This window comes from Micromonospora sp. MA102 (genome assembly GCF_025460765.1).
In the GTDB taxonomy this organism is placed as follows: Bacteria; Actinomycetota; Actinomycetes; order Mycobacteriales; family Micromonosporaceae; genus Micromonospora; species Micromonospora halotolerans.
This window is the reverse complement of the sequence record NZ_JAMWEG010000019.1, coordinates 1-14,165: the sequence shown is the minus strand read 5'-3', so window position 1 is coordinate 14,165 and position 14,165 is coordinate 1. Positions and strand designations below refer to the sequence as shown.

12 protein-coding genes are annotated in these 14,165 nt (G+C 75.4%); 9 read left to right on the top strand and 3 right to left on the bottom strand.

Annotated features, from left to right (window positions below; translation table 11 throughout):
* Positions 1–15: 15 nt before the first annotated feature.
* Positions 16–1,083 carry a glycerophosphodiester phosphodiesterase family protein gene (locus NFX44_RS27710; RefSeq protein ID WP_262286541.1) on the bottom strand — a complete coding sequence of 356 codons (1,068 nt, stop codon included), beginning with the start codon at positions 1,081–1,083 and terminating at the stop codon, positions 16–18.
* 159 nt (positions 1,084–1,242) lie between these two features.
* A complete protein-coding gene (locus tag NFX44_RS27705) occupies positions 1,243–3,492 on the bottom strand; it encodes a DUF4153 domain-containing protein (RefSeq protein ID WP_262286540.1) in 2,250 nt (749 codons plus the stop codon).
* A gap of 173 nt (positions 3,493–3,665) precedes the next feature.
* Between NFX44_RS27705 and NFX44_RS27700 the strand changes: the two genes are divergently transcribed.
* The gene (locus NFX44_RS27700; RefSeq protein WP_262286539.1) at positions 3,666–4,595 is read left to right on the top strand and encodes a lytic polysaccharide monooxygenase; all 930 of its coding nucleotides are present in this window, start codon (positions 3,666–3,668) and stop codon (positions 4,593–4,595) included.
* Between the two features lie 10 nt (positions 4,596–4,605).
* Here the strand turns inward: NFX44_RS27700 and mgrA are convergent, their stop codons facing one another.
* Complete coding sequence (mgrA, locus tag NFX44_RS27695; RefSeq protein ID WP_262286538.1) at positions 4,606–5,595, bottom strand: L-glyceraldehyde 3-phosphate reductase; 990 nt, start codon at positions 5,593–5,595, stop codon at positions 4,606–4,608.
* A 97-nt stretch (positions 5,596–5,692) separates the two neighbouring features.
* Between mgrA and NFX44_RS27690 the strand changes: the two genes are divergently transcribed.
* The 8 genes from NFX44_RS27690 (at position 5,693) to NFX44_RS27655 (ending at position 13,742) form a co-directional block, all read left to right on the top strand.
* Positions 5,693–6,190 (top strand): aldo/keto reductase, encoded by a 498-nt coding sequence (locus tag NFX44_RS27690; protein WP_262286537.1) that lies wholly within the window; start codon positions 5,693–5,695, stop codon positions 6,188–6,190.
* Positions 6,109–6,663: an aldo/keto reductase gene (locus tag NFX44_RS27685; RefSeq protein ID WP_262286636.1), complete on the top strand. Its 555-nt coding sequence runs from the start codon at positions 6,109–6,111 to the stop codon at positions 6,661–6,663. Before NFX44_RS27690 ends, NFX44_RS27685 begins: the two co-directional genes overlap by 82 nt.
* Before the next feature lie 5 nt (positions 6,664–6,668).
* On the top strand, positions 6,669–7,166 hold the full coding sequence (locus NFX44_RS27680) for a hemerythrin domain-containing protein (RefSeq protein WP_154230147.1): 498 nt from the start codon (positions 6,669–6,671) through the stop codon (positions 7,164–7,166).
* 58 nt (positions 7,167–7,224) lie between these two features.
* Complete coding sequence (locus NFX44_RS27675) at positions 7,225–8,475, top strand: sensor histidine kinase (RefSeq protein WP_262286536.1); 1,251 nt, start codon at positions 7,225–7,227, stop codon at positions 8,473–8,475.
* Positions 8,472–9,122, top strand: coding sequence for a response regulator transcription factor (locus NFX44_RS27670; protein ID WP_262286535.1), 651 nt, complete (start codon positions 8,472–8,474; stop codon positions 9,120–9,122). Before NFX44_RS27675 ends, NFX44_RS27670 begins: the two co-directional genes overlap by 4 nt.
* Before the next feature lie 75 nt (positions 9,123–9,197).
* A complete protein-coding gene (locus tag NFX44_RS27665) occupies positions 9,198–10,292 on the top strand; it encodes a hypothetical protein (protein WP_262286534.1) in 1,095 nt (364 codons plus the stop codon).
* A gap of 49 nt (positions 10,293–10,341) precedes the next feature.
* Positions 10,342–11,787, top strand: a complete 1,446-nt coding sequence (locus NFX44_RS27660) for a magnesium chelatase (protein WP_262286533.1) — start codon at positions 10,342–10,344, stop codon at positions 11,785–11,787.
* A 2-nt stretch (positions 11,788–11,789) separates the two neighbouring features.
* Entirely contained in the window at positions 11,790–13,742 is a 1,953-nt protein-coding gene (locus tag NFX44_RS27655) for a VWA domain-containing protein (protein WP_262286532.1), read from the top strand.
* The last annotated feature ends 423 nt before the right edge of the window (positions 13,743–14,165 follow it).

Below are 14,165 nucleotides of genomic sequence, written 5' to 3'. Positions count from 1 at the left end.
GCGCCGCCGGTGGGGTCAGCGCGGCTGGTACGCCTTCGGCAGGCGCATGCCCCGCTCGGCCATGAGCTGCCGGACCCGGTTCGGGTAGTTGGTGATGATCCCGTCGACGCCCAGGTCCATGAGCGCCGCCACGGTGGCCGGGTCGTCGCAGGTCCACGGCACGACCTTCAGGCCGCGGGCGTGCGCGTCGGCGATCATCTTCGCGTCCGGGTAGAAGCGGAAGGCCGGGTCGGCCACCGTGCCGTTCTGCGGGAAGCCGTAGTTGGGGGAGAGGGCGGTCACGCCCGGGATCGCGGCCGCCGTGCGGACGAAATCACCACCGAAGTCGTCGGCGTCCAGGCCGCCCAGCCACGGCGAGGCGCCGGGCTTGCCGACCTGGAGGAAGTCGTAGTTGGTCAGGGCCACCAGCGGCCACCGCGGCGCGAGCCGGTGCATCACCCGCAGCGCGCCCCAGTCGAAGGACTGGATGGTGACCTGGTCCTCGATGCCGGAGGCACGGATCTCCTCGAAGACCCGGCGGACGAACAGCTCGCGCGGAGCGGTCTGCTCGGGCGCGCCCGCCTCCACCTTGGTCTCGATGTTCAGCGTGAGCTGGTGGGCGCGCCAGCTCTTCACCAGGCTCAGCACGTCCCGCAGCTCGGCCATCCGGACCCCGGCGATCTGCTCCTGCTCCGGGAAGCCGGGCAGCTGCTGGTAGCCGCAGTCCATGGTCTTGATCTGGGCCAGGGTCAGGTCCTTGATGTACTTCCCGACGTACGGGTACATCGGGTCGCCCGGGGTCACCGGGGCGGTGTCGCGGCACTTCTGCGCGCTGACCTGCCGGTCGTGCGTGACGACCACCTTCTCGTCCCCGGTGACCTGGGTGTCGAGCTCCAGCGTGGTGACGCCGAGGCGCATGGCCTTGGCGAAGCCGGCCAGCGTCTCCTCGGTGGTCAGCCCGATCCCGCCCCGGTGCGCCTGCAGGTCGAAGTGGGTCTTCTGCGGCAGCACGCCGGGACCGGCGCCGGGGGCCGCGTGGGCGGCCGTGGGCACGGCCAGCGCCGCCCCGGCGGCCAGCACCGTCATGAGCTGACGGACGGACATGGAGGAACCTCCGCTACTTCGGTTGACGTTCGCGCAGCCGAAGGTAGGTGCGGGGTCGGTGTCCGCCGTGGCCCTCACGTGAGGGGGCGGTGAACGTTCGCGGACGGGCCGGGTGCGCCCCCGGCCGGGCCACGGCGTGCCGCGGCCCGGCCGGCAGGGTCACCGGCGGGACTTGGGCAGGTCGAACTGGTCGGCCCGCCGGCAGTCCTTCGGGCCGCCGATCGCGCCCGGCCCGACCCGGTCGAGGGCCTGGCGGGCCCGGTGCCGGCCCAGGTTCCAGGCGTACCAGGGGTCGGGCTCCTCCAGGTCGTCGGCGATCCAGCTCAGCGTGCACCGGCGGACCCGGTCGGGGAGCCGGGTCAGCGCGGGCGTCGCGTCGGCCGAGAGCGCCCGCAGGTACCACGCGTCGATCTTGCCGGTCTGCTCGTAGCGCAGGATGTTGCGCTTCGCCGCGTAGTCCTCCGGGTTCAGCACCGCGAGGCCGAGCAGCATCGCCACGGCCAGCGCTACGGTCGTGCCCGGGATCCACCGGCCCTGCCACCGCACGCCGGCCGCCAGGATCATCAGGAAGATCGCGCCGAGCAGCAGCTCGAACGCCATCACGAAGATCCGCTCGCCGGTGAAGCTGTAGACCTTCTGGTAGGTCCACATCCGGGACAGCGCCGACACCACGATGACCACGCTGAGGGCGCTGAGCAGGCCCAGCAGGACGCGCAGCAGGTGGCGCTCGACCGGCCGCTCGCGGCTGGCCCAGCGGCTCACCCCGCCCAGCACGGCCAGGGTCAGCAGGGTGACGAAGAGGAGCTGCCAGAAGCCGCTGCGGGCGTACTCGGAGTAGCTCAACCCGGCGACCTTCTGCACGTGCCGCTGGCCGCCGAAGAGCACGGTGAACTGCACGATCACGAAGCCGGCGAAGAGCAGCGTCAGCGCGCCGATGGCCGGCGCCCACTCCAGCGCGCCCAGTCGGCGGGCGCTCGGCCGGTCCACGGTGGACAGGTCGGGCGGGGCGGCCAGCGTGTAGACCGCCGCGACGGCGATCAGGCCACCGACCGCGGCCAGGAAGATCCAGCGGAACACCGTACCGATGTTGATCTCGGGGACGATCGCGTTGAGCACCTCGGAGAAGGCCGCGTCGGCCGAGGCGAGCAGGCTGCCGAAGACCAGCAGCACCAGCACGGTGGCGACCACCGAGCCGGTGATCTTGCGGACGGTCCCGGCCTCCGGTGAGGCGGTGACGTGCCGCCGCACCCAGGGCAGGCCGCGGAGCGCCGCGAACGGCGTGGCGACCAGGCCGAACAGGATCGAACGGACCAGCCGGCCACCCACGATCGCCAGGGTGGCGCAGCCCAGCGCGCCGAGCACGCAGAACGTCACCAGCCACCAGGCGTTGCGGAAGGCCAGCACGGCGAGCAGGACCAGTGCCGCCGCCGCCCACCCGCCGCGGATCAGCCGCTCGGTGCGGGGCAGGCCGGCGGTGCGCCGGCGCACCGCGACCAGCACGCCGAGGGTCAGCGTGAGCCAGCCCAGGAACCAGCCGATGCCGACCCGGCTCAGCGGCACGAAGAACGCGGTGCCGAGCGCCCCGGCCAGCACGGCCAGGGGGACGGACCGGCCGGTGGCCTGCTTCGGGCCCGGCCAGCGCGCGCCGAGGAACGAGGTGCGGGGGGTGCGGGGCCGGGGCGTCCAGCCGGGCGCGGGCGGGTAGCCGCCCCAGGGCTGCACCCCGTGCCCGGGGTACGGCGGGGCTGCGGCGATCGGCTGAGCCTGGACGGCGGCGGCCGGATGAGCTTCGGCGACGGGTGGCGTCGCCGGCGAGGCCGCGGGCGGAGCAGGGGCCGTCGAGGTCGCCGGGCCAGGGCGGGCCTCCGGTTCCGGCTCGGTCCCCGGTTCCGGCCCGACCTCGGTGGCCGGTGTCGGTCCGGCGTCCGCGCTGGGCTGCCCGACGGGGGAGGGGGCCGGCGTGCCCGCATCGTCGGTCGCCGTGCCGGCGCCACCGGCACCGGGCGGGGACGCCGCCGGGGTCGTCGAAGTCGGGTCGGCCGTAGGAGCGGCCGCGCCGGCCGTGGGATCGGACGGGGCCGCGCGGCTCGGGGTCTCGACGGCCGGCGGGGTGGCCTGGGTGGGCACCCCGGGCGCGGGGACCAGCAACCGCGGGGCGGCCGGTTGCTCGGCGGACGCGGCGGGCTGGCCCTCCGCCACGGGCACCAGCGGCACGAACAGCGCGTAGCCGCGGGTGCCGGGCGGCACGACCACCGGGATCGCCCAGGCGGGCTGCCCCTCCGGGCCGGGCCACGGCACCGCGGGCGGCGCGCCCGCCACGTCGGGCACGACGAGCAGGTGCGGCGTGACGTCGGACCCGGCCGCCGGAGCGGGTCGGGGCGCCTCGGGCGTCTGTGGCGGCTCGGACACGGCTCGCTCCTTGATCGCGGGGTTTCGTCACTGTAGGGCCCACGCCGCTCCGCCGCCGCCCCGCCCGGCCGTTCGGTCAGCACACCCGAGCCGGCCGTGGGGTCCGGCACGCCGGCGCGCGGATCGAACCTTTGCCGCCCGGCGCCCGTACCAGTGCGCGGGAGGTCGATGACATGGCCGTACGCCGCACGCTCGCCGGGCTCGCCGCCGTCACCGCGACCCTGCTGCTCACCGGCGTGCCGGCGAGCGCGCACGGCGCCCCCACCAGCCCGTTGAGCCGGGCCGCCGCCTGCGGTCCGGAGGGTGGCCGGGCGGACACGCCGGCCTGCCGGGCCGCGATCGTCGAGGGGGCCGCCGTGCGGGAGTGGGACAACATCCGGGTGGCCCGGATCGACGGGCGGGACCGGGAGCGCATCCCCGACGGGGAGCTGTGCAGCGGCGGGCTGTCGGCGTACCGGGGGCTGGACCTGCCCCGGGCAGACTGGCCGGCCACCACGCTCACGGCCGGCGCCCGCTACACCTTCCGCTACCGCACCACGATCCCGCACAAGGGCACGTTCCGGTTCTACGCCACTACCGCCTCGTACGCGCCGACGCGGCGGCTGACCTGGGCGGACCTGGCGGAGAAGGCGTTCCTCACGGTCACCGACCCGCCGATCCGGGACGGCGCCTACCAGATGCCGGGGCGGCTGCCGGCGGGGCGCACCGGGCGGCACATCATCTACACCATCTGGCAGAACTCGAACACCCAGGACACCTACTACTCCTGCTCCGACGTGGTGTTCCGGTCGCCGTCCGGTGGGGCGGCGTCCGAGCCGCGTACCAGGTCGTCGGCGTCACCCCCGGCGAGCGCGGCGGCCCCGCGTACCGTGCCGAGGGCCGCAACCGGCGACGCGGCCGGCGACCCGGCGGCGGGGGTGCCGGTGGCGGCCGTGACCGACACCGGACGGTTCCCCCGGCCGCTCGTGGTCGGCGCGGCGGCCGGGGTCACCGTGCTGCTCGTCGTCGTGGTGGCGATGCGGCTGCGGCGGGCCGGCAGCGTGCCGGTGGGCCGGCCGTGCGGGGTCCGCAGCCACCGCGCCGGCCGCCGCCGGATCTGGTGAGCGCCCGCCGTCAGCCCAGGTGGCGGTCGATCTCGGCCAGGTCCTCGGCGCCGAGGTCGAGGTTGTCCAGCGCGGCCACGTTCCCCTCCAGTTGGGCCACGCTGCTCGCCCCGATGATCAGGCTGGTCATGCGGGGGTCGCGCAGCGCCCAGGCCAGCGCGAGCTGGGCCAGGCTCTGGCCGCGCCGCTCGGCGACCCCGGCGAGCCCGCGGATGGTGGCCATCCGCTCCTCGCTGAGGTCGCTCTCGTTGAGGAAGACGCTGGTGCGCACCCGGGAGTCGGCGGGGATGCCGCCCAGGTAGCGGTCGGTGAGCAGGCCCTGCGCCAGCGGGCTGTAGGCGATGCAGCCGGCGCCGGCCTGCTCCAGCGTGTCCAGCAACCCGTCGGCCTCGGTCCAGCGGTTGAGCATCGAGTACGACGGCTGGTTGATCAGCAGTGGGGTGCCCAGCTCGCGGAGGATGCCGGCAGCCCGGGCGGTCTGCTCCGAGTTGTAGTTGGAGATGCCCACGTAGAGCGCCTTGCCGGAGCGCACGATCGCGTCCAGCGCGCCCATCGTCTCCTCCAGCGGGGTGTCCGGGTCGAACCGGTGGGAGTAGAAGATGTCGACGTAGTCGAGGCCCATCCGGCGCAGCGACTGGTCCAGCGAGGAGATCAGGTACTTGCGCGAGCCCCACTCGCCGTACGGGCCGGGCCACATCAGATAGCCGGCCTTGCTGGAGATGACCAGCTCGTCCCGGTACGGCTTCAGGTCGGTGGCGAGCAGCCGGCCGAAGTTCTCCTCGGCGGCGCCGGGCGGCGGGCCGTAGTTGTTGGCCAGGTCGAAGTGGGTGATCCCGAGGTCGAAGGCGCGCCGGACGATGTCCCGCTGCCGCTCGTACGGGCGGTCCGGCCCGAAGTTGTGCCACAGCCCGAGCGAGATGGCGGGCAGGCGCAGGCCGCTCCGGCCACTGCGCCGGTAGATCATCGAGTCGTAACGGTCTTCGCTGGCGAGGTAGGTCACCTCTCCGACCCTAGTCGGGGGCCGGCGCCCAGGTCGGCGCGGAGGTGGGCCGGCGGAACCGGCGTGCGGTCCCGTCCGCTTGGGTAGCTTCGAGTCCATGCGCTACGTCCCGCTCGACACCCCCAAGCCCATCTCGAAGATCGGCCTCGGCACGTGGCAGTTCGGCTCGCGCGAGTGGGGCTACGGCCCCGACTACGAACGCCGGGCGGCGCAGATCGTCCGGCGGGCGCTCGACCTGGGCGTCACCCTCTTCGACACCGCCGAGATCTACGGCTTCGGCCGCAGCGAGCGCATCCTCGGCGCGGCCCTCGGCGACGACCGGGCCAAGGTCGTGGTCGCCAGCAAGGTGTTCCCGGTGCTGCCGCTCGCCCCGGTGGTGCAGCAGCGGGCGGTCGCCTCCGCCGCCCGGCTCGGCGTCACCGGCATCGACCTCTACCAGGTGCACCAGCCCAACCCGGTGGTCGCCGACACCACCACGATGCGCGGCATGCGCGCGCGCTCCAGGACGTCGGGCTGGTCGGCGAGGTCGGGGTCAGCAACTACACGCTGCGCCGCTGGCGGTTCGCCGAGGCCGCGCTGGGCCGCCGGGTGCTGAGCAACCAGGTCCGCTACAGCATGGTCGACCGCGGCCCCGAGGAGGACCTGATCCCGTACGCGGAGCAGGCCGGCCGGATCGTCATCGCGTACAGCCCGCTGGGGCAGGGCTTCCTCTCCGGCCGCTACGACGCCCGGAACCCGCCCGCCGGGGCAGTCCGGCGGGCCAACCCGTACTTCCTGCCGGAGAACCTGGACCGGGGCACCGAGCTGATCGCCACCCTGCGCGAGGTGGCCGACGCGCGCGACGCCACGCCCAGCCAGGTCGCCCTGGCGTACCTGCTCCGCCGCCCCACCGTGGTGGCCATCCCCGGCGCGTCGAGCGTGGAGCAGGTGGAACGCAACGCGGCCGCCGCCGAGATCGACCTGGCCGACGACGAGTACGCCGCGCTGGCCACCGCCGCCCACGCGTTCCGCCCGGTCACCGGGCTGGCCGCCGTACCCAAGCTCATCCGCGCCCGCATCCGGAAGTGACCACCATGGACGACATCACCGCACTGATCCTCGACGACCACGCCGCCTTCCGCCGTGGCTTCGCCCGGCTGGACGACGCCCGGGACCCGGCCGAGCTGCTGGCCGTCTGGGAGGCGCTGGCCCTGCACCTGGACATCCACGCCGAGGCGGAGGAGGCCATCCTCTATCCGCACCTGGTCAAGCACGGCGACGACGGCGCCGAGGAGACCGAGGACGCCATCGGCGACCACAACAAGATCCGCGATGCCGTCGCCGAGTCCAAGCTCCACGAGGTCGGTTCGGACGCCTGGTGGGCGGCCGTGTGGCGGGCCCGCCGGGAGAACAGCGAGCACCTGGCCGAGGAGGAGGACGAGGCGCTGCCGGACTTCCGCCGGCACGCGAGCGTCGAGCTGCGGGCCGAGCTGGGGCAGCGGTGGCTGACCTTCTACGGCGAGCACAAGAACGGGCGCAACCTGCCGTTCCGCGACAAGGACCCGGAGCGGTACGTCCAGGACCACCGCTGACCGGATCTCCCCGTCTCGGGGGAGTCGGCGGGCCGCCTCCGGGCGGCAGAATGACCGGGTGACGGTCCCGGGCGTGCTGGCGCCGCTGGTGCGCGGGAGCACTTGGCGGCGCGCCGTGTTCCTGCTCCTCGGCGGGGTGCTCGCCCTGCCGTACGCGCTGCTCGCGGCGGCGTTCGCGCAACTGCTCGGCAACGCCGACGTGCCCCGCCCGGTCGGCGGCGGGCTGCTGCTGGTCGCCGCCGGGATCGCCGCCGTGCCGGTGTTCCTCGCCGGCAGCCGGGCGCTGGAGATCGCCGCCGCCCGGGCGCTGCTCGCCGTCGACCTCCCCGAGCCCGCCCCGGGCCACCGGATCGACCGGGAGACCCGGGTACGCGCGGCGCTCTGGATCGCCCTGCATCTGCTCACCGGCGCGCTGGTGCTGTTCGCGGCGATCAGCGCGTTCCCCATGGCGCTGGTCTTCCTCGCCGGGCTGACCGGCGTGGACACCGGCGCCACCGTCGAGGACGGCTTCGGCCCGTTCGACCCGGGCCGCCCGGTCGTGGCGGGACTGGCCGGGCTGGTCCTGCTGGTCGCCCTCGGGTACGTGGTCGCCGGGCTGGGCGCGCTCGCCGCCTCGATGGCGCCCGTGCTGCTCGGCCCGGCGCAGGCCGAGCGGATCGCCGCACTGGAGGCCCGGTCCGCCCGGCTGGCCGAGCGCAACCGGCTGGCCCGCGAGCTGCACGACTCGGTGGGGCACGCGCTGACCGTGGCGACCCTCCAGGCCGGGGCCGCCCGCGAGCTGCTCGACAGCGACCCGGAGTTCACCCGGCGGGCGCTGCGCGCCATCGAGGAGACCAGCCGCCGCGCGATGGACGACCTGGACCACGTGCTCGGGCTGCTCCGGGAGACGGCCGACGGGCAGGCGCCCGCGTCCACCGCGCCGCAGGCCACCCTGGACGGGCTGGACCGGCTGGTCGCCGACACCCGGGCCGCCGGCCTGGCCGTGGACTCCCGGGTCAGCGGGACGCTCGGTGGCCTGCCCGCCGTGGTGTCCCGGGAGGGGTACCGGATCGTGCAGGAAGGCCTGACCAACGCGGCCCGGCACGGCCGGGGGCCGGTGCGCCTGCGGGTGGCCGTACCCGACGGTCGCCTGGAGATCGAGCTGGTCAACGGGCTGCGCGGCACCACCGGGCCGGGTGGCGGCGGGCGCGGGCTCGACGGCATGCGGGAGCGGGTGCTGCTGCTCGGGGGGCAGCTCACCGCCGGCCCGGAGGGCGACAGCTGGCGGGTCCGGGTCACCCTGCCGGCGCCGAGAGGGGAGACCGGGTGACCATCGACGTGCTGATCGTCGACGACGACGAGCTGATCCGGGTCGGCCTGCGGGCGATCGTGGACGCCCAGCCGGACCTGCGGGTGGTCGGCGAGGCCGCCGACGGCGCCGAGGTGCCGCCGCTGGTGGCCCGGCTGCGACCCCGGGTGGTGCTCATGGACGTCCGGATGCCGTCCATCGACGGCATCCAGGCCACCCGGCGGCTGCTCGCCGCCTCCGCCGACCCGCCCCGGGTCCTGGTCGTCACGACCTTCGCCAACGACGAGTACGTCTACGAGGCGCTGCGCGCCGGCGCGAGCGGCTTCCTGCTCAAGCGGGCCCGCCCGGCCGAGGTGGTGGAGGCCATCCGGGTGGTGGCCGCCGGCGAGTCGCTGCTGTTCCCGGCGGCGATCCGCCGGCTCGCCGGCGCGTACGGCGGCCGGGGCGGCGACGGGCTGCGCGCGGCCCGGCTCACCGAGCGGGAGGGCGAGGTGCTGCGGCTGATGGCCGCCGGGCTGTCCAACCCGGAGATCGCCGAGCGGCTGGTCGTCGGCGTGGAGACGGTCAAGACGCACGTCGGCAACGTGCTGGCCAAGCTCGGGGTGCGGGACCGGACCCAGGCCGTGATCGCCGCGTACGAGTCGGGCTTCGTGGTGCCGACCGGCTGACCGTCCCTCCCGCGGGGGAGGTGGTCCACCCCGGCGCGGGAGGGATCCGGGGGCCGACCGGCCGACGCTGAGAGCATGACGACAACGACCGATTCCCCACCCCGTCGGGCCGCCCGGACGCGGCTCGACCTGGCCGCACCGCTCGCCGCCGCCTGGCTCGGCGGCTGGGGCGTTCTCGCCCTGCTCTCGACGCTGACCGGCGCCGGCTACCCGTTCGGCGCCAACGACCCGCACGGCGGCGACGTCAGCCTGCTCCGGCTGCTGCCGGTGGACGTCGGCGCCCCGCTCTTCGCCGGGGTGCTGCTGCTCGCGGCCGTCGCGGCCCTGGCCATGAGCGGCCCGGCGACGGTACGCCGGCCCGGCCTGCCCCGCGCGCTGCTGCTCGGCTACGGCTGGGCGGTCGCGTTCGCGCTGACCGTGGTCGTCCCCGACGCCCGGGTGCTGATCGTGCTCGGCTACCTGCCGATCCTGCTCATCGGCGCGCCGTTCGGCTGGCCGCCCGTCGACTACGGGCAGATCTTCGACTGGCCGCTGGCCGCCCGGTGCGCCGCCCTCGTCGGGGGCGTCCTGCTGGCCGGCGCGCTGCTGCTCTGGCAGCGCCGGACCGCCGGCGCCTGCCCGGCCTGCGGCCGGGACGACCACGAGCGCGGCTGGACCACGCCGGCCGCGGCCGCCCGCTGGGGGCGCTGGGCCGCGTACACGGCCGCCGTCATCCCGTTCGCCTACGCGGTCACCCGGTTCGCCTGGGCGGCCGGCATTCCGCTCGGCATCTCCCGGGACTTCCTCGCCGAGATGAGGGAGACCGGGCTGGTCTGGGCCGGCGCCGGGCTGGGCGGATTCGCCACCGTCGGGGCGATCCTCACCCTCGGGCTGGTCCGCCCCTGGGGCGAGCGGTTCCCGCGCTGGCTGCCGGGGCTGGCCGGGCGGCGGGTGCCGATCAAGCTGGCGGTCGTCCCCGCGACGCTGGTGGCTCTGTCGGTGACGGCGGCCACCCTCGGCCTGATGAGCAACGCCCAGTTCTGGCACCTGGCCGGCGGGTTCAGTCTCGCCTCGGCGCCGATGCTGCTCTGGCCCCTCTGGGGCGCCGCGCTCGGGGCGGCCACCCTGGCGTACCACCTGCGGCGGCGGGGCGGCTGCGCCCGCTGCGGGCGGCCCGTTCCCCGTCCGTGACGGTCCGACCGTCCCCGAAGGCGGCGCCTGGTCACCCGACCGAGATAGCGTGGGTCGGGTGACTGCGCCCAACCAGGTTCCCCCGGCCCCGCCCGCCGACCTGCCCGGCACGCTCGGCGAGCTGCGGGCCTCCGGCCATCGCCACCGCACGGTCAAGCAGGAACTCCGCGACAACCTCCTCGCCCGGATGCGCGCCGGCGAGGAGCGCTTCCCCGGCATCGTCGGTTACGAGGACACGGTGCTGCCCGAGGTCGAGCGGGCCCTGCTCGCCGGCCACGACATGGTGCTGCTCGGCGAGCGCGGCCAGGGCAAGACCCGGCTCATCCGCTCGCTCGGCGCGCTGCTCGACGAGTGGACCCCGGTGATCCCCGGCTCGGTGCTCAACGAGCACCCGATGCACCCGCTCACCCCGGCGTCCCGCGCCCTGGTCGCCGAGCGCGGCGACGACCTGCCGATCGGCTGGCTGCACCGCTCGATGCGCTACGGCGAGAAGCTCGCCACCCCGGACACCAGCGTCGGCGACCTCATCGGCGACGTCGACCCGATCCGGCTCGCCCAGGGGCGTACCCTCGGCGACCCGGAGACCATCCACTTCGGGCTCGTGCCGCGCACCAACCGGGGCGTCTTCGCCGTCAACGAGCTGCCCGACCTGGCCGAACGCATCCAGGTGGCGCTGCTCAACGTGCTGGAGGAACGCGACATCCAGGTCCGCGGCTACCAGCTCCGGCTCCCGCTGGACCTGCTCCTCGTGGCCAGCGCCAACCCGGAGGACTACACCAACCGGGGCCGGATCATCACCCCGCTCAAGGACCGCTTCGGCGCGGAGATCCGCACCCACTACCCGCTCGACGTGGAGCTGGAGCTGGCCCTGATCCGGCAGGAGGCCGACCTGGTCGCCACCGTCCCGGAGCACGTGCTGGAGGTGCTCGCCCGCTTCGCCCGCGCCGTCCGGGAATCACCGTCGGTGGACCCGCGCTCCGGCGTCTCCGCCCGGTTCGCCATCGCCGCCGCCGAGACCGTCGCCGCCGCCGCGCTGCGCCGCGCCGGCCTGCTGGGCGCCGCCGCCCACGAGGCCCCGGTCGCCCGGGTCGGCGACGCCGTCTCGGTGACCTCCACGCTGCGCGGCAAGGTCGAGTTCGAGAGCGGCGAGGAGGGGCGGGAGATCGAGGTCCTCGGCCACCTGCTGCGGACCGCCACCGCCGAGACGTTCCGGGCCCGCCTGGCCGGGCTGGACCTCTCCGGGTTCACCGCGCTGGTCGCCGAGGGCACCGAGATCGAGACCGGCGAGCTGGTCTCCTCGGCGGAGCTGCTCGGCCAGGTCGGCACCGTTCCCGGGCTGGCCAAGGTGCTCGACCGGCTCGGCCTCGGCGACGCGCCCACCCCCGAGGAGGCCGCCGCCGGGATCGAGTTCGTCCTGGAGGGGCTGCACCTCACCCGCCGGCTGGGCAAGGACGTCACCGAGTCCGGGCGCACCGTCTACGGCGGCCGGGGCTGACCGTGGCCGGCAACCGGTTCCGGTACGGGCAGTGGCGCGGCGGGCCCGACCCGCTCGCCTCGCCGTACGACGTACGCGCCGCGGTGGACGCGGTCGGCTCGGAGGTCCTCGCCGGCGGCAGCCTGCGGGAGGCGCTGCGCGACCTGCTGCGGCGCGGCCCGCAGGGTCGCGGCGGCCTGGACGACCTGGCCGCCCGGGCCCGCCGGCTGCGCCGCGAGGCGCTGCGCCGGGGCGACCTGGACGGCGCGGTGACCCGCGCTCAGGCGCTGCTCGACCAGGCCCTCGCCGCCGAGCGGGAGGAGCTGCGCGGGCGGGACGGCGACGACGCCCGCTTCGCCGAGGCGGTGCTGGACAACCTGCCCCGCTCGACGGCCCGCGCCGTCGAGGAGCTGTCCGGGTACGACTGGGCCAGCGGCGAGGCACGCGCCAGCTACCAACGGATCCTCGACGGGCTGCGCGGCGAGGTGCTGGAGCAGCGCTTCGCCGGGCTGCGCGACGCGGCACGGGCCGCCGGCGACCCGGCCACCCAGCGGCAGCTCGCCGAGATGATGCGCGACCTCAACGACCTGCTCGCCCGGCACGCCCGGTCCGAGGACACCACCGACGCGTTCGCCGAGTTCATGCGTCGGCACGGCGAGTTCTTCCCGGAGCAGCCGAAGGACGTCGACGAGCTGATCGACGTGCTGGCCCGCCGGTCGGCGGCCGGGGAGCGGCTCATGCGGTCGCTGTCCGACCGGCAGCGCGAGGAACTGGCCGGGCTCATGCGCCAGTCCCTCGGCGAGCAGCTGGCCGGGGAACTGTCGCAGCTCGACGACCACCTGCGGTCGCTGCGCCCCGACCTGAACTGGCGCCGCGGCGAGCGGGTCCGGGGCGACCAGCAGCTCGGCTACGGCGAGGCCACCGGCGCGCTCGGCGAGATCGCCGAGCTGGACGAGCTGCTCGACTCCCTCGACCAGGACCACCCCGGCGCCACGCTGGACGACGTCGACGTCGAGGCGGTCGCCCGGACGCTGGGCCGGGACGCCGCCGACGACGTACGCCGGCTTCAGGAGCTGGAGCGTGAGCTGCGCCGGCAGGGCTGGGTGACCCGGGACGCCGAGGGGCTGACGCTCAGCCCGAAGGCGCTGCGCCGGCTCGCCGGCACCGCCCTGCGCCGGGTCTTCGCCGACCTGACCGCCGGCCCCCGCGGCCAGCACGACCTGCGCTCCGCGGGCGCGGCCGGCGAGGTGAGCGGCGCTTCCCGCCAGTGGGAGTACGGCGACGAGCAGCCCCTCGACGTGGTGCGCACCCTCACCCGCGCGGTCCGCCGGGCCGGACCCCGGGTGCCCGTGCAGCTCGCCGTCGAGGACTTCGAGGTCATGGAGACCGAGCGGCGTGCCTCGGCGGCCGTGGCGCTCTGCGTCGACCTGTCGTACTCGATGATCTCCCAGGGGCGCTGGGGGCCGATGAAGCAGACCGCGCTGGCCCTCTCGCACCTCATGGCGACCCGCTTCCCGCAGGACGCCCTGCAGATCATCGGCTTCGGCCGGGAGGCCATGCCGCTGACCCAGCAGGAACTCGCCGCGGTGGAGCCCGACATGGAGCAGGGCACCAACCTCCAGCACGCGCTGCGGCTGGCCGGGCGGCACCTGCGCCGGCACCCGGGCGCCGAGCCGGTCGTGCTCGTGGTCACCGACGGTGAGCCCACCGCCCACCTCGACCCGTCCGACGGCGAGGCGTACTTCCACTGGCCGCCGCTGCCGGAGACCATCCAGGCGACCATCCGCGAGGTGGACAAGCTGACCCGGTACGGCGCCACGCTGAACCTGTTCATGCTCGGCGACGACCCGGGCCTGCGCCGCTTCGTGGATGCGGTGGCCCGGCGCTCCAAGGGCCGGATGTTCACCCCCGACCTCGACGACCTCGGCGAGTACGTGGTCTCCGACTACCTCCGCGCACGCCACGGCCGCCACTGAGCGTCCTGCGGCTGTTCGCCGTGAGGCCAGGTCGGTCGGGGCTCGGGGTTCGGTTCGTCGTCCCGGCACGGGTGGGCGGGTGGCCTGTGGGTGGGGCTGGCGCCGACGCGCCGATCCATTCACGTCGTCACGTTGCGCCGACGCGCGGGCAGTCAGCCTGGGCCGGATGTCCGGTTCATGCCCGGCTTCGGGTGGTGGGTGGAACGCTGTGGGTGTCTCCGGGGCCCGGATGCACCCGTGACGTTCCACCGATCGTGCGCGGGTGGGCGTGGTGTCCGGTTTGCGGGGTGACCGGTGGCATCCCGGCGGCGGAATGGCCGGCCGGTGGGGGTCGTTATACCCGGTGAACGACCGAGGACCACGCCCCGCCCGACGGGGTGACCGGCCTCCGCGACCGCCCGCCGACCCGGGTGCACCCCGGGA